The 16,171-nt window shown below is 72.3% G+C and carries 14 protein-coding genes; 9 read left to right on the top strand and 5 right to left on the bottom strand.

The window, feature by feature from the left end; all coding sequences use genetic code 11:
- Positions 1-38: 38 nt before the first annotated feature.
- Both tal and tkt read right to left on the bottom strand, forming a co-directional pair.
- Positions 39-1,145: a transaldolase gene (gene tal, locus ACWCOM_RS08405; RefSeq protein ID WP_454548281.1), complete on the bottom strand. Its 1,107-nt coding sequence runs from the start codon at positions 1,143-1,145 to the stop codon at positions 39-41.
- A gap of 79 nt (positions 1,146-1,224) precedes the next feature.
- The gene (gene tkt / locus ACWCOM_RS08410; RefSeq protein ID WP_454548282.1) at positions 1,225-3,357 is read right to left on the bottom strand and encodes a transketolase; all 2,133 of its coding nucleotides are present in this window, start codon (positions 3,355-3,357) and stop codon (positions 1,225-1,227) included.
- A 398-nt stretch (positions 3,358-3,755) separates the two neighbouring features.
- Between tkt and ACWCOM_RS08415 the strand changes: the two genes are divergently transcribed.
- Positions 3,756-4,661: a heme o synthase gene (locus ACWCOM_RS08415; protein ID WP_454548301.1), complete on the top strand. Its 906-nt coding sequence runs from the start codon at positions 3,756-3,758 to the stop codon at positions 4,659-4,661.
- Between the two features lie 62 nt (positions 4,662-4,723).
- Positions 4,724-5,641 carry a dihydrodipicolinate synthase family protein gene (locus tag ACWCOM_RS08420; protein ID WP_454548283.1) on the top strand — a complete coding sequence of 306 codons (918 nt, stop codon included), beginning with the start codon at positions 4,724-4,726 and terminating at the stop codon, positions 5,639-5,641.
- Positions 5,642-5,647: 6 nt separating this feature from the next.
- Here ACWCOM_RS08420 and ACWCOM_RS08425 read toward each other — a convergent pair whose 3' ends face one another.
- The 3 genes from ACWCOM_RS08425 to ACWCOM_RS08435 form a co-directional block, all read right to left on the bottom strand.
- Entirely contained in the window at positions 5,648-6,673 is a 1,026-nt protein-coding gene (locus tag ACWCOM_RS08425; RefSeq protein ID WP_454548284.1) for a COX15/CtaA family protein, read from the bottom strand.
- A gap of 121 nt (positions 6,674-6,794) precedes the next feature.
- Positions 6,795-7,583: an ABC transporter permease gene (locus ACWCOM_RS08430; RefSeq protein ID WP_454548285.1), complete on the bottom strand. Its 789-nt coding sequence runs from the start codon at positions 7,581-7,583 to the stop codon at positions 6,795-6,797.
- On the bottom strand, positions 7,580-8,578 hold the full coding sequence (locus tag ACWCOM_RS08435; RefSeq protein ID WP_454548286.1) for an ABC transporter ATP-binding protein: 999 nt from the start codon (positions 8,576-8,578) through the stop codon (positions 7,580-7,582). The genes ACWCOM_RS08430 and ACWCOM_RS08435 overlap by 4 nt, the downstream gene beginning before the upstream one ends.
- Positions 8,579-8,817: 239 nt before the next feature.
- Between ACWCOM_RS08435 and ACWCOM_RS08440 the strand changes: the two genes are divergently transcribed.
- The 7 genes from ACWCOM_RS08440 to ACWCOM_RS08470 all read left to right on the top strand — a co-directional run bounded on the left by ACWCOM_RS08440 (position 8,818) and on the right by ACWCOM_RS08470 (position 15,480).
- Positions 8,818-9,609 carry a helix-turn-helix transcriptional regulator gene (locus tag ACWCOM_RS08440; protein WP_454548287.1) on the top strand — a complete coding sequence of 264 codons (792 nt, stop codon included), beginning with the start codon at positions 8,818-8,820 and terminating at the stop codon, positions 9,607-9,609.
- The gene (gene sufB / locus ACWCOM_RS08445) at positions 9,602-11,056 is read left to right on the top strand and encodes a Fe-S cluster assembly protein SufB (protein WP_454548288.1); all 1,455 of its coding nucleotides are present in this window, start codon (positions 9,602-9,604) and stop codon (positions 11,054-11,056) included. The genes ACWCOM_RS08440 and sufB overlap by 8 nt, the downstream gene beginning before the upstream one ends.
- A gap of 166 nt (positions 11,057-11,222) precedes the next feature.
- Complete coding sequence (gene sufD, locus ACWCOM_RS08450; protein ID WP_454548302.1) at positions 11,223-12,422, top strand: Fe-S cluster assembly protein SufD; 1,200 nt, start codon at positions 11,223-11,225, stop codon at positions 12,420-12,422.
- Between the two features lie 40 nt (positions 12,423-12,462).
- On the top strand, positions 12,463-13,224 hold the full coding sequence (sufC, locus tag ACWCOM_RS08455) for a Fe-S cluster assembly ATPase SufC (protein ID WP_454548289.1): 762 nt from the start codon (positions 12,463-12,465) through the stop codon (positions 13,222-13,224).
- Between the two features lie 35 nt (positions 13,225-13,259).
- Entirely contained in the window at positions 13,260-13,622 is a 363-nt protein-coding gene (locus ACWCOM_RS08460) for a metal-sulfur cluster assembly factor (RefSeq protein ID WP_454548290.1), read from the top strand.
- Between the two features lie 150 nt (positions 13,623-13,772).
- Positions 13,773-14,564 carry a ZIP family metal transporter gene (locus tag ACWCOM_RS08465; protein WP_454548291.1) on the top strand — a complete coding sequence of 264 codons (792 nt, stop codon included), beginning with the start codon at positions 13,773-13,775 and terminating at the stop codon, positions 14,562-14,564.
- Between the two features lie 391 nt (positions 14,565-14,955).
- Positions 14,956-15,480 carry a hypothetical protein gene (locus tag ACWCOM_RS08470; protein ID WP_454548292.1) on the top strand — a complete coding sequence of 175 codons (525 nt, stop codon included), beginning with the start codon at positions 14,956-14,958 and terminating at the stop codon, positions 15,478-15,480.
- Positions 15,481-16,171: the final 691 nt, after the last annotated feature.

Genomic DNA, 16,171 nt, shown 5'->3' on the forward strand with positions numbered 1-16,171 from the left:
GGGTCGGGCAGGACGGGACGGGCGCGGCGCGGGCCGGCTCAGCGGGCGTTGTCGAGGGCGGCGCGCACGGTCTCGAGCAGCTCCGCCCAGGAGTCCTCGAACTTGGTCAGGCCCTCGGCCTCGAGCTTCTCCACGACCTCCTGGTAGGAGACGCCCACGCCGGCGATGCGGTCCAGCAGCTCGTTGGACTCCTCGTAGGCGCCGGTGATCGTGTCGCCGGTGACGTCGGCGTGGTCGAAGGTCGCCTCGAGGGTCTTCTCCGGCATGGTGTTGACCGTGTGCGGGGCCACCAGGCCGGTCACGTACAGGGTGTCCGGCAGGGCGGGGTCCTTCACGCCGGTGGAGGCCCACAGCGGCCGCTGGGCGTTGGCGCCGGCCGCGGCCAGCCGCTGCCAGCGCTCGGTGGCCAGGGAGTCCTCGAAGACCTGGTAGGCGAGCCGGGCGTTGGCCAGCCCGGCCCGGCCCTTCAGCGCCGCGGCCTCCTCAGTGCCGACGCCGTCGAGGCGCTTGTCGATCTCGGCGTCCACGCGGGAGACGAAGAAGGACGCCACCGAGTGGATCCCGGACAGGTCCTTGCCGTTCTCCAGGGCCTGCTCCAGGCCCAGCAGGTAGGCGTTGACGACCGCCCGGTAGCGCTCGAGGGAGAAGATCAGCGTCACGTTGACGGAGATCCCCTCGGCGATGGTCGCGGTGATCGAGGGCAGACCGGCCTCGGTGGCCGGGATCTTGATCAGGGCGTTGTCCCGCCCGATCGTCCGGGACAGGCGCTGGGCCATGGCCGCGGTGGCGTCGGCGTCCTGGGCGAGGCGGGGGTCCACCTCGATGGACACCCGCCCGTCCACGCCCTGGGTGGCCTCGGCGATCGGGGCGAACAGGTCGCAGGCGTCGCGCACGTCGTCGGTGGTGATGGTCAGCACGGCCTCGTCCACGTCGGCGCCGGCCGCGGCCAGCTCCCGGACCTGCGCCTCGTAGGCGTCGTGCCCGGCCAGGGCGGCGGCGAAGATCGTGGGGTTGGTGGTCACGCCGACGACGTTCTTCTCGTCGATCAGCCGCTGCAGCCCGCCGGAGGTGAGCCGTTCGCGGGAGAGGTCGTCGAGCCAGATCGAGACGCCGGCGTCGGAGAGCTTCTGGGTGGGGGTGGTCATGGGTGTCAGTCCTCGGGGTCGGAGCGCCGTGTCCGCGGACACGTGCTCGGGGGAACGGGGTCGGTCGGTGCGCCGCCGTTCAGCGGTCGGCGGTGACGGACTCCTGGGCGGCGGTCAGGGAGTCCTGGGCGGCGGCGGCGACGGCGTCGGCGGTGATGCCGAACTCGCGGTAGAGAGTCTCGTAGTCGGCCGACTCCCCGAAGTGCTCCAGGGACACCGCCCGCCCGGCGTCGCCGAGCAGGTCGCGCCAGGACATGGCGATCCCGGCCTCCACGGTGACCCGGGCGCGCACGGCCGCCGGGAGGACGGACTCGCGGTAGCCGGCGTCCTGGGCGTCGAACCACTCCCGGCAGGGCATGGACACCACCCGGGCGGCCACCCCCTGCTCGGCGAGCAGCGCCCGGGCCTCCACGGCCAGGGCGACCTCGGAGCCGGTGCCGATGAGGACCACGTCCGGGGTGCCCTCGGTGTCGGCCAGCACGTAGCCGCCGCGGGCGGTGCCCTCGGCGGAGGCGAACTTCTCCCCCTCGGCGTCCGGGTGCAGGTCGGCGCGGGCGAAGGTGGGCACGTTCTGCCGGGTCAGCGCGAGCCCGGCCGGGCCGTGCCGGTTCTCCAAGATCGTGCGCCACGCCACGGCGGTCTCGTTGGCGTCGGCCGGGCGGACCACGTCCAGGCCCGGGATGGCCCGCAGCGAGGAGAGCTGCTCCACCGGCTGGTGGGTGGGCCCGTCCTCCCCGAGGCCGATGGAGTCGTGGGTCCACACGTAGATCGAGGGGACCTTCATCAGCGCGCCCAGCCGCACGGCCGGACGCTGGTAGTCGGAGAAGATCAGGAACGTCCCCGAGAACGCCCGGGTCTGGGAGGACATGGTGATCCCGTTGACGATCGCCGCCGCGGCGTGCTCGCGGATGCCGAAGTGCAGCACCCGCCCGTAGGGGTTGCCGGTCCACTTGTTCGTGGAGCGGGCCTCGGGGATGAAGGAGGCCGCCGACTCGATGGTGGTGTTGTTCGACCCGGCGAGGTCCGCCGAGCCGCCCCACAGCTCCGGGAACGTGTCGGCGATCGCGTTGAGCACCTTCCCCGACGCGGAGCGGGTCGCCACGTCCTTGCCGGCCGGGAAGACCGGGAAGGCCTCGGCGTAGTCCTCCGGGAGCTCCTCGGCCCGGATCCGGTCGTAGAGGCGCGCCCGCTCCGGATTGGCCTCCCGCCACGCGGCGAACTTCTGCTCCCACTCCTGGCGGTAGGCGCCCATCCGGTCCTGGATGGAGCGGGTGTGCGCGAGGACCTCGTCCTCGACGGCGAAGGAGGCCTCCGGGTCGAAGCCCAGGACCTTCTTGGTCGCGGCGACCTCCTCGGCGCCGAGCTTGGAGCCGTGGATGCCGCCGGTGTTCTGCTTGGTCGGGGCCGGCCAGCCGATGATCGTGCGCAGGGCGATCAGCGAGGGCTTGGCGGTCTCGGCCTTCGCGGCCCGGATCGCCGCGTAGAGCTCCTCGACGTCCTCCACGTAGTCCCCGGACTTCGTCCAGTCGACCCGGTTCACGTCCCAGCCGTAGGCCTCGTAGCGGGCCAGCACGTCCTCGGTGAAGGCGACGTCGGTGTCGTCCTCGATGGAGATGTGGTTCTGGTCGTAGATCACCACGAGGTTGCCCAGCTCCTGCACCCCGGCCAGCGAGGACGCCTCGGAGGTCACCCCCTCCTGGAGGTCCCCGTCGGAGGCGATCACGTACACCGTGTGGTCGAACGGGGAGGTGCCCGGGGCGGCCTCGGGGTCGAACAGGCCCCGGGTGTAGCGCTGGGCGTAGGCGAAGCCCACGGCCGAGGCCAGGCCCTGGCCCAGCGGGCCGGTGGTGATCTCCACGCCGGTGGTGTGCCGGTACTCGGGGTGCCCCGGGGTCTTCGACCCCCAGGTGCGCAGCGACTCGATGTCCTCCAGCTCCATGCCGTAGCCGGAGAGGAACAGCTGCAGGTAGAGGGTCAGGGAGGTGTGCCCGGGGGAGAGCACGAACCGGTCGCGCCCCGTCCACCGGTCGTCGGTGGGATCGTGGCGCATCACCTTCTGGAACAGCAGGTAGGCGGCCGGGGCCAGGGACATCGCCGTGCCCGGGTGCCCGCTGCCCACCTTCTCCACCGCGTCCGCGGCCAGCACCCGGACGGTGTCCACGGCACGCCGGTCCTGCTCGGTCCACTTCAGCTTCACATCGAGATCGGTCACGAGTATCGGGGCCCTTTCTGCTGGGAGCCGCTGCCGTGCGCAGCGGACGCCGGTCCTGGACCGGCGGTCTGGGTCCAGCTTAGGTCACGCGGATTTCCTGGACGTGACCGGAACCACCGGCGCGGGCCGGGCGCTGCGTCGATCTTCGGCATCTTCGGGGCGGGAACGGACAGCACCACGCGCTATGCTGTATAGGACCTTCTTCCGCGCCCGCGAGCCGCTGCGCAGTCCGTCGCCGCGTCGACGGCGCGCGGCCGCCGGGCCTCCTCGCGCACCCAGCGGGGGACACCACCGCAACCGGGAGCACTGATTTCGTGAACTCACTCGAGACGTCGAGCACCGCAGGAGGACCGGTCCTCGGGACCGGGCACGAGCGTGGTGCGGCGGCCTCCCGGCACGTGGGTCGGATGACGTTTCCCCGGAAGCTGCGGGCCTACGTGGCGCTCATGAAGCCGCGGATCATCGAGCTGCTGCTCGTCGCGACCGTCCCCACCATGATCTTCGCCCAGCAGGGCATGCCCGACTTCTGGCTGATCCTCAACACCCTCGTGGGCGGCACGCTCGCCGCGGGTGCCGCCGGGGCGTTCAACTGCTACATCGACCGGGAGGAGGACCGGGTGATGCGGCGGACGGCCAAGCGTCCGCTCGTCACCGGCGAGGTCACCGACCGGGAGGCCCTCGTGTTCGCCTGGGTCGTGGCGGTGGTCTCGGTGGTGTGGCTGACGGTGGGCGTCAACGTCCTCGCGGGCGCGCTCGGGGCCGCGGCCATCTTCCTCTACGCCGTGTTCTACTCGATCGTCCTGAAGCGGCGCACCGCCCAGAACATCGTGTGGGGCGGGGTGGCCGGGTGCATGCCCGTGCTCATCGGCTGGGCCGCGGTGACGGGCGGCCTCGACTGGCCGGCCCTCGTGCTCTTCCTGTTCATCTTCCTGTGGACCCCGCCGCACTACTGGCCGCTGTCCATGAAGTACGCCGACGACTACTCCCGCGCCGGGGTCCCCATGCTGGGGGCCGTCTCCACCGCCCGGACCGTCGGCAGCCAGGTGGTGCTCTACGCCTGGGCCACGCTCGTGTGCTCGCTGCTGCTCGTCCCCGTGGGGGGCGCCGGGTGGGTCTACACGCTGACCGCCCTCGGCTCGGGCGCCTGGTTCGTGCGGCACAGCCACAAGCTGCACGCCCTCGCCGTGGCCGGCCGGCCGACCGACAAGCAGGCGATGTACGTCTTCCACGGCTCGATCGCCTACATCACGTTCGTCTTCCTCGCCCTGGCCGTGGACCCGTTCGTGGGCGGCCCCCTCCTCTGAGGCCCGCGCGCCCGCGCCGCCCGCGGACCGGGCCGTCCCCCGGGCGGTCCTAGGATGGACGCATGCTCAGCATGACCTTCACCGGGCTCGTGGCCTATCCGATCACCCCGTTCCAGCCGGGCGGCCGGCTGGACCTGGGGTCCCTCGAGCGCTACGTCCGCCGGCTCTCCCGCTCCGGGGTGGACGCCGTGGTGGTGCTGGGCAGCTCGGGCAGCTTCGCCTACCTCTCCGGCGACGAGCGGGCCGAGGTCGTGCGCGTGGCGGTCGAGGCCGCCCGCGGCTCCGGGGTGCCGGTGGGCGCCGGGATCTCGGCCATGACCACCCGCGAGGTCCTCGGCATGGCCTACGCCGCCGAGAACGGCGGGGCGGACGGGCTGGTGCTCAACCCCCTGTCCTACATCCCCCTCGTCTCCCAGGAGATCGCCGACCAGGTGGAGACGGTGGCCGCGGCCGTGTCCCTGCCGCTGTGCGTCTACAACAACCCGACGACGACGGGCTTCAGCTACCCGGTGGAGCTAGCGGCCGAGCTGTCCTGGCTGGAGAACGTGAACGCCTTCAAGGACACCGCCGACACCCCGGCCGAGTACGCCGAGCGCCGGGCCCGCTTCGCGCAGCTGGCCGAGCCGGGCACCGCGCACGGGGTCAGCGGCGAACGGCTGCTGCACGAGGCGGCGCCGGCCGCCGCCGGGTGGCACTCCGGGATCGCGGCGGTGCTGCCGCGCCAGTACGCCGCCTTCCGCGCCGCGGTGGTCGCGGGCGACGAGGAGTCGGTGCGCACGTGGCAGGCCGCCCTGGCCCCGCTGCTGGAGATCCTGCGCCAGGAGCGCCCGCTCAGCTCCCTCTACGCCCTCGCGGAGGTCTGCGGGGTGACCACGGCCCCGCCGCGGCGGCCGCTGCTGCCCATCCCCTCGGCCAGCCGCCAGCGGCTGGCGCAGGCGGTGGAGGAGCTGCTCGACGAGGCCCCCGACGAGCGCTCCTGAGCCCGCTCAGCCGCGGGCGGGGGCCTCGGCGACCGGCCGGCCCGGGGCGGCGCGCACGACCACGTCCGGGGTGGCGGTGAGCGCGAAGCCCTTCTCCACGGTCCGGGCCGCGGCCCAGACCAGCGCCGCGGAGCCCACCAGGTGCAGGGCCACGGCCACGATCGGCAGGCCGTTGAAGTACTGGTAGTAGCCGATCAGCGCCTGCAGCACGAGCACGGCCAGCATCACGTGGAGCGCGGAGGCCACGGGCACGGGCCACCGGCGGCGCCGCGCCAGGACGAGTCCCGCGACCACGGTGACGACGATGAGGTACACGGGCACCGCGTGGGCCCGGGTGATGAGGTAGGCGTCGAAGGCGTGCCGGGCGCTGGAGTCGTCCCCGCCGTGCGGGCCGGTGCCGGTGACCAGGGTCCCCAGGTAGAGGATCAGCGCGGTGAGCACGCCGACGGCGACCACGAGGCCGCGGATCAGGCGCCGCTGGCTCAGGGCCTGGCCGGGGCGCTCGGCGTCGCGGACGGCCGGCAGGGACCGTCTGCGGGTCCGGTTGACCAGCACGGCGGACAGGGCGATCATCGCGCTGGAGATCAGGTAGTGGATGCCCACCAGCCACGGGTTCAGGCCGGTGTGGACCACCACGCCGCCGACCACGGCCTGCAGCGGGATGGCCAGCCCGAGCACGAGGGCGACGAGCATCAGGTCCCAGTGCCGGTGGCCCAGCCGCAGCACGGCCAGGAACGTCAGGACCGCCACGAGGGCGAGCACGAAGGTGAGCAGGCGGTTGCCGAACTCGATCACCCCGTGCAGGCCCATCTCGGCGGTGTTCGTCCAGGACTCGTCCGTGCAGCGGGGCCAGGTGGGGCAGCCCAGCCCGGAGCCGGTCAGGCGCACGAGACCGCCGGTGAGGATGAGCAGGGAGTTGGCCAGCAGGGAGGCCACCGCCATCCACCGCACCCACGGGGTGATCCGGGTCGGCATCAGGAACCTGCCGTCCGCTCGGACGTCGGCGTCGGTGGGGTCGCTGGCGCGGGTCATGGCTTCACTTCCGGACGGAGGGCGGCGGGTGCGAGTGCCGTCCCAGTTTATCCGCCTTCGCCCCGCCCCGCGCACGGGCGGGACGGGCGCGGACCCCGGGGGCGGCGGGCCGGGGCGGTGCTCAGCTCCAGCGGAACCAGCGCACCGCGGCGGCCCACGCGGCGGCGGCCCAGACGGCGAGCACCAGCAGCGGCAGCAGCGGGGGCCCGCCCGTGAGGAAGGTCTCCCGCATGGCGGCGCCCAGCGCCCCGGAGGGCAGCAGGTCGACCAGCCAGGACAGCGCCGGGGGCAGCGTGCGGGAGGGGAACAGGGTCCCGCCGACCGCCGCGAGCACCACCCAGACGAGGTTGGTCACGGCCAGGGTGGCCTCGGCGCGCACGGTGCCGGCCAGCAGCAGGCCCAGTCCGGTGAAGGCGGCGGCGCCGAGCAGCAGCACGGGCACGGAGACGAGCACCGCCACCGGGTCCGGGCGCCACCCCAGGGCGGCGCCGAGGGCCCCGACGAGCACGTACTGCACCGCCAGCACGGCCACGATCGCCACCAGCTTGCCGGTGATCAGCCCGCCGCGGCCCAGGGGCGTGGTCGAGAGGAAGCGCAGCACGCCGTAGCGGCGGTCGAAGCCGGTCTGGATGCCCTGCCCGGAGAACGCGTTGGAGAGCACGCAGAGGGTGAGCACGCCCGGCACCGCGACGTCCACGCGGGTGAGGCCGGGCGGGACGTCGGCGTCCAGCAGGTCGGTGAGGGTCAGCGCCACGAGGGCCATCAGCGGCAGGATCACCAGCAGCAGCAGCTGCTCGCCGTTGCGCAGCATGGTCAGGGCCTCGTAGCGGGACTGCGCGGCGACCCGCCGGGGCAGGGGAGCGGGGGCCGGGCGCGGGGGCGTGGCACGGGGCTGGGCGGGTGCGGTCATCGGATCTCCCGTCCGGAGATGTCGAGGAAGACGTCCTCGAGGGTGCGGGGCTGCAGGGACAGGGACTCGGGCAGGGTCCCGGTGGCGGTGAACCAGCGGGTGACCGTCTCGAGCTGCCCCGGGGTGAGCCGGCCGGTGAGGGTCACCGTCCGGTCGGAGCGGCTCGCGTGCACGTCCTCGAACCCCGGCCCCTCCCACGGGAAGGGGCCGGCGGCGACCTGCTCGGGGGTGAGGGTGAGGGCCAGCACGGCCGGGGCGTCCGCGCCGGGGGACACCAGCTCGGCCACGGAGCCCTGGGCCATGACCCGGCCGTGGTCCACGATGTAGACCTGGTCGGCCAGCCGCTGGGCGTCGTCGAGCAGGTGCGTGGTCAGGATGATGCACACCCCCTCGCGGCGCAGCTGCTGGACGAGGTCGAAGACGATGTTGCGGGACTGCGGGTCCATCCCGGCGGAGGGCTCGTCCAGGAACAGGACCTCGGGGCTGCCCGCCAGGGCGGCCGCCAGGGCCACCCGCTGGCGCTGGCCGCCGGAGAGGCGGCGGACCACCGTGCGGTCGAAGCCGTTGATGCCCAGCCGCTCCACGAGCGCGTCCATGTCCCGGGGGCTGCGGTAGAGGGACGCGACGTGCCGCAGCAGCTCCAGCGGGCGCACCGCCTGCGGCAGCCCGCCCTCCTGGAGCATGACGCCCACCCGGGCGCGCAGCTCCGGGCCGGCCTGCCACGGGTCCTGCCCGAGCAGCCGGACGGTGCCCGCCGAGGGGCGCTGCAGGCCCTGGGCGCACTCCAGGGTCGTGGTCTTGCCCGCGCCGTTGGGCCCGAGCAGCGCCGTGATCTCGCCGTGCCGCGCGGTGAGGGACAGGCCGTCGACGGCCTGCACCACGTCCGTGCCCGGCTCCGCACCGCGGCGGGGGCGCCGGCGGCGGGCGGGGAACTGCTTGACGAGGCGCTCGATCGCCAGCGCGGGCGGGGACGCGGGGGGACTGTGGGCGGGCACCGGACCAGTGTAGTGGGGCGCGCCGCCGCCCCGATCCCCTTGGCCCCGCCGCCCCGGGGAGTTATTATGAGTAGGTCGCGATTTCGGCCGCGAGGCCCCGGGTAAGGCTCCACTTACTGGCCCCGCCGGAATGAATAACGACATACTGCGGTTGTGTATTGAGCGGTCCCCGCACGGGACGCAGCGCGCAGCGCACCACTCCCCGCACCACCTCCGACCAGGAAGCGCACGGTTCACCCATGACCCACACCACGGACGCCAGGAGCCTGTCCCGCTCCTCGGGCGGGCCGCGGGCGGAGCAGGAGGAGAACACCCGCTCGCGCGTGCTCGGGGCCGTCCTGGAGCACGGGCCGGTCTCGGCCGCCGACCTCGGGGACATGCTCGAGCTCACCCCGGCGGCCGTGCGCCGCCACCTCGACGCCCTCGAGCAGCAGCACTTCATCGAGGTCACCATGGTCCGCCGCCGCACGGGCGGCGCCGGCCGCCCCGCCCGCCGCTACGTGGTGGCCCCCGAGGGTCACGCCAAGCTCGGCGACGACTACCTGGAGATCGCCACCGACGCCCTGGAGGCCATCCGCCGCGTCGCCGGGCCCGAGGCCGTGCACGCGTTCGTCCAGGAGCGCGTGGACCGGCTCGAGGCCGCCTACCGACCCGAGGTCGAGGCCGCCGGGCCCGACGTCGCCGACCGCCTGCCGGTGCTCGTGCGCCTGCTGAGCCAGGACGGCTTCGCCGCCTCCACCAACGAGGTGGCCGTGGGGCGCGGGGACCAGCGCACCATCGTCTCCGCGCAGCTGTGCCAGGGCCACTGCCCCGTCCGGGAGCTGGCCGCCCGCTATCCGCAGTTCTGCGAGCTGGAGACCGAGCTCATCGCCCGGCTGCTCGGCACGGACGTCCGCCGGCTCTCCACGCAGGCCGCCGGCGCGCACGTGTGCACCACGCACGTGCCCCTCGCCCGGCCCGGACCCGCCGCGGCCCGGACGACCACGGACCACCCCACAGACCAGACAACAGAGGAAGGCCGTCATGACTGAACAGATCGCCAGCGGCAACGACACTGTCATCGCCGACATCCTGGAGAAGAACCCGGAGCTCGAGGGCATCGGCACCTACGAGTACGGCTGGGCCGACTCCGACGTCGCCGGCGCCTCCGCGCGCCGCGGCATCAACGAGGACGTCGTGCGGGACATCTCGGCCAAGAAGAGCGAGCCGCAGTGGATGACCGACCTGCGGCTGAAGGGCCTGAAGTTCTTCGGGCGCAAGCCGATGCCCACCTGGGGCGCGGACCTCTCCGGCATCGACTTCGACAACATCAAGTACTTCGTGCGCTCCACGGAGAAGCAGGCCCAGACCTGGGAGGACCTGCCCGAGGACATCCGCAACACCTACGAGAAGCTCGGCATCCCCGAGGCCGAGCGCGGCCGGCTCGTGGCCGGCGTCGCCGCCCAGTACGAGTCCGAGGTGGTCTACCACCAGATCCGCGAGGACCTCGAGGAGCAGGGTGTCATCTTCATGGACACCGACACCGCCCTCAAGGAGCACCCGGAGTTCTTCGAGGAGTACTTCGGCACCGTCATCCCGGTGGGCGACAACAAGTTCGCCTCGCTGAACACGGCCGTGTGGTCCGGCGGCTCCTTCGTCTACGTCCCCAAGGGCGTGCACGTGGAGATCCCCCTGCAGGCCTACTTCCGCATCAACACCGAGAACATGGGCCAGTTCGAGCGGACGCTGATCATCGCGGACGAGGACTCCTACGTCCACTACATCGAGGGCTGCACGGCGCCGATCTACAAGACCGACTCGCTGCACTCCGCCGTGGTCGAGATCATCGTCAAGAAGAACGCCCGGGTGCGCTACACGACCATCCAGAACTGGTCGAACAACGTGTACAACCTGGTGACCAAGCGCGCGATCGCCCACGAGGGCGCCACCATGGAGTGGATCGACGGCAACATCGGCTCGAAGGTGACCCAGAAGTACCCGGCCGTCTACATGACCGGGGAGCACGCCCGCGGCGAGACCCTCTCCATCGCCTTCGCCGGCGAGGGCCAGCACCAGGACACCGGCTCCAAGATGGTGCACGTCGCGCCGAACACCTCCTCGTCGATCGTCTCGAAGTCCGTGGCCCGCAACGGCGGCCGCTCCGCCTACCGCGGCCTCGTGCAGGTCCGCGAGGGCGCCAAGGGCGCGAAGTCCAACGTGGTCTGCGACGCCCTGCTGGTCGACACGATCTCCCGCTCGGACACCTACCCCTACGTCGACATCCGCGAGGACGACGTGTCCATGGGCCACGAGGCGACCGTCTCGCGGGTCTCCGAGGAGCAGCTGTTCTACCTCATGCAGCGAGGCCTGGCCGAGGACGAGGCCATGGCGATGATCGTGCGCGGCTTCGTGGAGCCGATCGCCCGTGAGCTCCCCATGGAGTACGCGCTCGAACTCAACCGCCTCATCGAACTGCAGATGGAAGGATCCGTTGGCTGACATGTCCAAGCTGAACGAAACGATTCGCAACGCGGCGGAGGCCGCCGCCTCCGCCGCGACCGCGGTGGCCGAGAAGGCCGTCGGCACCGCCAAGGACGTCTACGACAACCTGGGCGAGAAGGTCGACGGGGTCCCCACCGGGGACAAGCGCGTCGCCATCCCCGGCATGGACCAGGAGGGGGAGCGGCTGGCCCGCGACAAGGTCGAGAACGACACCCTCGTGCGGGAGTCCGACCGCGGCGGCAGCGCGGAGGGCCCGGACTCCTCCCGGGCCGGACGGCGCACGTCCTACGACGTGGCCGACTTCCCGGCGATCACCGGCAAGGAGGAGGACTTCCGGTTCACCCCGATCAAGCGCCTCAAGGGCCTGCACGCCGACGCCCTGACCGGCCCGGCGCCGGCGGTGACCGTGGACTCCGACGCCGTGCGCGTGGAGACCGTCGGCCGCGACGACGCCCGGATCGGCAGCGCCGGCATCCCCGAGGACCGGGTCTCCGCGAACGCGTGGAGCAGCGCCGTCGGGGCCACGGTGCTCACGGTGCCGCAGGAGGCCGAGATCGCCGCGCCCGTCGTCGTCGACATCCACGGCACGGACGCCACCCCGGCCGCCCAGCACCTGGTCATCGACGCCCAGCCCTTCTCCAAGGCCCTCGTGGTGCTGCGCCACCACGGCAGCGCGGTGCTCTCGCAGAACGTCGAGTTCCGCGTGGGCGACTCCGCCAACCTCACCGTGGTGACCCTGCAGGAGTGGGACGACGACGCCGTGCACGCCTCCTCCCAGCAGGCGCGCCTGGGCCGGTCGGCGACGTTCAAGCACGTGCTCGTCTCCCTCGGCGGGGACCTGGTGCGGGTGACCCCGTCCACCCGCTTCGACGCCCCCGGCGGGTCCGTGGAGATGTACGGGCTCACCTTCGTGGACGCGGGCCAGCACCTGGAGTCCCGGCTGTTCGTGGACCACTCCCAGCCCCACTGCACCTCGCGGGTGACCTACAAGTCCGCGCTGCAGGGCGAGAACGCGCACGGCGTGTGGGTCGGGGACGTCCTGATCCGCGCCACCGCGGAGGGCACCGACACCTACGAGCTGAACCGGAACCTGATCCTGGGCGACGGGCCGCGGATGGACTCCGTGCCCAACCTGGAGATCGAGACCGGCCTGATCGCCGGGGCCGGCCACGCCTCCACCACCGGGCAGCTGGACGACGAGCACCTGTACTACCTCATGTCCCGGGGCATCCCCGAGGACGAGGCGCGCCGGCTCGTGGTGCGCGGCTTCCTGTTCGAGATCCTCCAGCAGATCGGTGTCCCGGACATCGAGGAGCGGCTGCGCGGGGCCGTCCAGGACGAGCTCGCCTCCGCCAACCACTGAGCCCCTTCCCACACTCTTCCCGACCACAGGAGAACCATCCATGGCAACTCTCGAGATCAAGGACCTGCACGCGTCCGTCGTGCTCGACGACGAGACCACCAAGCCGATCCTCAAGGGCGTGAACCTCACCATCAACTCCGGTGAGGTGCACGCGATCATGGGCCCCAACGGGTCCGGCAAGTCCACCCTGGCCTCCACCATCGCCGGGCACCCCAAGTACGTCGTCGACTCCGGCCAGGTTCTCCTGGACGGCGAGGACGTCCTGGAGATGTCCGTGGACGAGCGCGCCCGCGCCGGGCTGTTCCTGGCCATGCAGTACCCCGTGGAGATCCCCGGCGTGACGACCTCCAACTTCCTGCGCACCGCCAAGACCGCCATCGACGGCGAGGCCCCCTCCCTGCGCACGTGGACCAAGGACGTCAAGGCCGCGATGGAGCAGCTGAAGATCAGCCCCGACATGATCCAGCGCAACGTCAACGAGGGCTTCTCCGGCGGCGAGAAGAAGCGCCACGAGATCCTCCAGCTCGAGCTGCTCAAGCCCAAGATGGCCCTGCTCGACGAGACCGACTCCGGCCTCGACGTCGACGCGCTGAAGGTCGTCTCCGAGGGCGTCAACCGCGCCCTGGAGACCAACGGCATGGGCGTCATGCTGATCACCCACTACACGCGGATCCTGCGCTACATCAAGCCGCAGTTCGTGCACGTGTTCGCCGACGGGCGCGTCGTCGACGAGGGCGGGCCCGAGCTCGCCGAGCGGCTCGAGAACGAGGGCTACGACCGCTACCTCGTCCCGGCCGAGTAAGCGCCGCGCAGACCAGCACCGAAAGGAGGCCAGCGATGGCCGACACCCCTGCTGAGACCCCCGTCGACACCTCCGAGGCCCCCGCGGGCCGGCTCGCCACGGAGGACATCGAGGAGGCGCTCAAGAACGTCATCGACCCCGAGCTCGGCGTCAACATCGTCGACCTGGGCCTGCTCTACGGCTCCCGGTGGGCCGAGGACGGCGCCCTGATCCTCGACATGACCCTCACCACCGCGGCCTGCCCGCTGCAGGACGTCATCGAGGAGCAGGTCGAGCAGAACCTGGGCCCGCTGCTGGACGAGTGGCGGGTCAACTGGGTCTGGATGCCGCCGTGGGGTCCCGACCGGATCACCGAGGACGGCCGCGACCAGATGCGGGCCCTGGGCTTCAACATCTGAGCCCCTCCCGGCACGACCACGGCGCCCCGCCCACCTCGCCCGAGGTGGGCGGGGCGCCGTCGTCGTCCCCGGTCGCGTCCCCGTGCCACCACCGGCGGTAACCTCCTGCCTTCCGGGCCGGGGGGCACCCCCGGCCCCTACACTGCGGTCATGGTCCAGACCCTGCTCTTCGGGCTCGTCGCCTCCAGCGCCCTGGTGATCGGCGCGCTGATCGGGGTGCGCTTTGAGCTGCCCAAGCGCGTGCTCGCCGTCCTGCTCTCCTTCGCCGCCGGGGCGCTGATCACCGCGCTGGCCTTCGAGCTGTTCGAGGACGCCTACGAGCGCGGCGGCATCGGGCTGGCGGTGGCCGGGCTGTTCGCCGGGGCCGTGGTCTTCACCGTGCTCAGCGCCCTGCTGGACCGGTGGGCGCAACCGGGGCCCCGGTCCCGCGGCGCGGAGCGGCAGCAGGGCAGCGCCAAGCTGGACCCGGACGCCGCGTCCCGGGACGCGACGTCCACGGCGGCGTCGACCCGCGGCGCGGCCGGCCTCGCCCTGCTCGCCGCCGTCACCCTGGACGGGGTCCCCGAGAACGTGGCCCTGGGCGTCTCCCTCACCGAGGGCACCGGGGGACTGGCCCTGCTCGCCGCGATCTTCGTCTCCAACCTGCCCGAGTCCCTGGTGGGGGCCGCCTCGATGCGGGAGCAGGGGATGCCGAGGGGCCGGGCCGTGCTGCTCTGGACGGTCTGCGGGGTGCTGCTCGTGCTGGCCGTGCTGCTCGGGGCGGGACCGCTGGCCGGCAGCGACCCCGAGACCATCTCCCTTCCGCTGGCCTTCGCGGCGGGTGCCGTGATCGCCTCCCTGGCGGACACCCTCATGCCGGAGGCCTACGAGCACGGCGGTCCCGCCGTGGCGCTGAGCACCGCGGCCGGCTTCGCGCTGTCCTTCGCGCTCTCGCTGGCCTGAGCCGCCCCGCCCGCACATGCTCCGCCCTCCGGGCGTGCGGGGCGCTGAACGGCGTGGGCGGCCGAGGGGCCGCCAAACCACGGCGCGCCACAATCCGTCGCGCAGGAGGGCTGCGGACGTCGGCGGCCGCGGCTCGGGTCCGGATCGGCGGTCCGTGCCGTCCCCGCCTCTTCCGGCTAACCTCGCTGACCTGCGGCGATGCCGGCGCGCCGGGCGGGGGACCTCGGAGGTCCCGTGGCGGCCCTCGTTGGCCGGTGTACCGGGCGTCGGCAGTGATGGACAGAACATCGTGCCGGTGCTGAACTGACGGGTAGCACAGCCCGCCGGGCTGGCGCGTGAGCGTGAGGACCTCACACCGGGGGATCCCGCGTCGACCGAGGAGGACCGTCCGATGGAACCGTGGATCTGGATCGTGCTGGCGATCGTGGTGCTGGCGCTCGTCATTCTCGCGCTGGTGGGTTCCGGCCGGAAGAAGCGGGAGCGCCAGGCCGCCGTGGAGCGCCAGAACCGGGAGCGGGCCGCTGATCTGCGGGCCCGCAGCGAGGAGCAGAGCCTGGCCGCCCGGGAGCAGAAGGCGGAGGCGGAGGCGGCCCGGGCCGAGGCGGAGAAGGCCCGCGTCGAGGCCGACCGGATCGAGCAGGACGCCCGGCGGCGCGCCGAGGAGGCCGACCGCGCGCGTGAGGAGGCGGAGGCGCACCGGCGGGAGGCCGCCACGCTGGACCCGGACGGGGAGCGCGCCGACAACGTCGACCGCACCGACCGCGCCGAGTGGTCCGAGGGGTCGCACGAGGGCGCCGTCCGCCACGAGCACGACGGGCGTGGGCAGGACGATCCCCGCCTGGGCGACCGGCTCCGCGACGAGCGCTCCGCCGCGCCCGGCCGCACCCCCGACCCCGAGGACCGTCCCCGCACCTGACCGAGTTCCCACGACGCGCACACCGCTGGCCGGCGCCGACTCCACCGCCGGCCGGCGGTGCACGCAGCCCGGCAACCCTGCTAGTCGCCAAGACACTGTCAGATGGACGGAGACGCGTAGCAACCAGTGGCCGGCGGCATGCACGCGCTTGCTTGGCTATGGTGGTTAGCAATCGGAACCTTTAGGTTCCTTCGCGGCCGATCGTCTTGAGACGTGAACCGCGCACCGGGCAGGATGTGTGCCCGCCGAGTGCGACAAGTCGAGGGAGATCGACATGTCGGAATGCTCAAAGATTCGGTACGCCAGCCATCGAACGGCCGTGAGCGCCATGCGAGCAATAGCCCGCAGTTACGCGAAACGCGGCCTTACTGGTCCGCAGGGCGTATATTTCTGCAGTCCGTGCCGGTGCTGGCATCTCACGTCCAAGCCTGGAGTGCAGACCCCGCCATGGAAGAGGGTACGAGTTCAGTACTGAACCGCATAGTTCATGCCACCTGCTTCGACAAGGCTGCAAGTGCCCAATGCACCTGGGGCGTGGCGTGGTGCGATGTTCACATGCCCCGTGAGTTGAGCCCCCGATAGTGGTGTAGCGCGGTGGCCCTGCTCGTCGTTGCCGACGAGGGCGCGGCCACCGTGAGATCTTTCGAGTTCACCTCTCACAGCACCCTCGAAAGGACATCATCACGATGAC

It is taken from the genome of Kocuria sp. KH4 (assembly GCF_053711175.1).

Coding starts and splice junctions, on each gene's coding strand:
- tal (WP_454548281.1), bottom strand. CDS start 1,145: ATGACCACCCCCACCCAGAAGCTCTCCGACGCCGGCGTCTCGATCTGG.
- ACWCOM_RS08420 (WP_454548283.1), top strand. CDS start 4,724: ATGCTCAGCATGACCTTCACCGGGCTCGTGGCCTATCCGATCACCCCG.
- ACWCOM_RS08425 (WP_454548284.1), bottom strand. CDS start 6,673: ATGACCCGCGCCAGCGACCCCACCGACGCCGACGTCCGAGCGGACGGC.
- ACWCOM_RS08430 (WP_454548285.1), bottom strand. CDS start 7,583: ATGACCGCACCCGCCCAGCCCCGTGCCACGCCCCCGCGCCCGGCCCCC.
- ACWCOM_RS08440 (WP_454548287.1), top strand. CDS start 8,818: ATGACCCACACCACGGACGCCAGGAGCCTGTCCCGCTCCTCGGGCGGG.
- sufB (WP_454548288.1), top strand. CDS start 9,602: ATGACTGAACAGATCGCCAGCGGCAACGACACTGTCATCGCCGACATC.
- sufD (WP_454548302.1), top strand. CDS start 11,223: ATGGACCAGGAGGGGGAGCGGCTGGCCCGCGACAAGGTCGAGAACGAC.
- sufC (WP_454548289.1), top strand. CDS start 12,463: ATGGCAACTCTCGAGATCAAGGACCTGCACGCGTCCGTCGTGCTCGAC.
- ACWCOM_RS08460 (WP_454548290.1), top strand. CDS start 13,260: ATGGCCGACACCCCTGCTGAGACCCCCGTCGACACCTCCGAGGCCCCC.
- ACWCOM_RS08465 (WP_454548291.1), top strand. CDS start 13,773: ATGGTCCAGACCCTGCTCTTCGGGCTCGTCGCCTCCAGCGCCCTGGTG.
- ACWCOM_RS08470 (WP_454548292.1), top strand. CDS start 14,956: ATGGAACCGTGGATCTGGATCGTGCTGGCGATCGTGGTGCTGGCGCTC.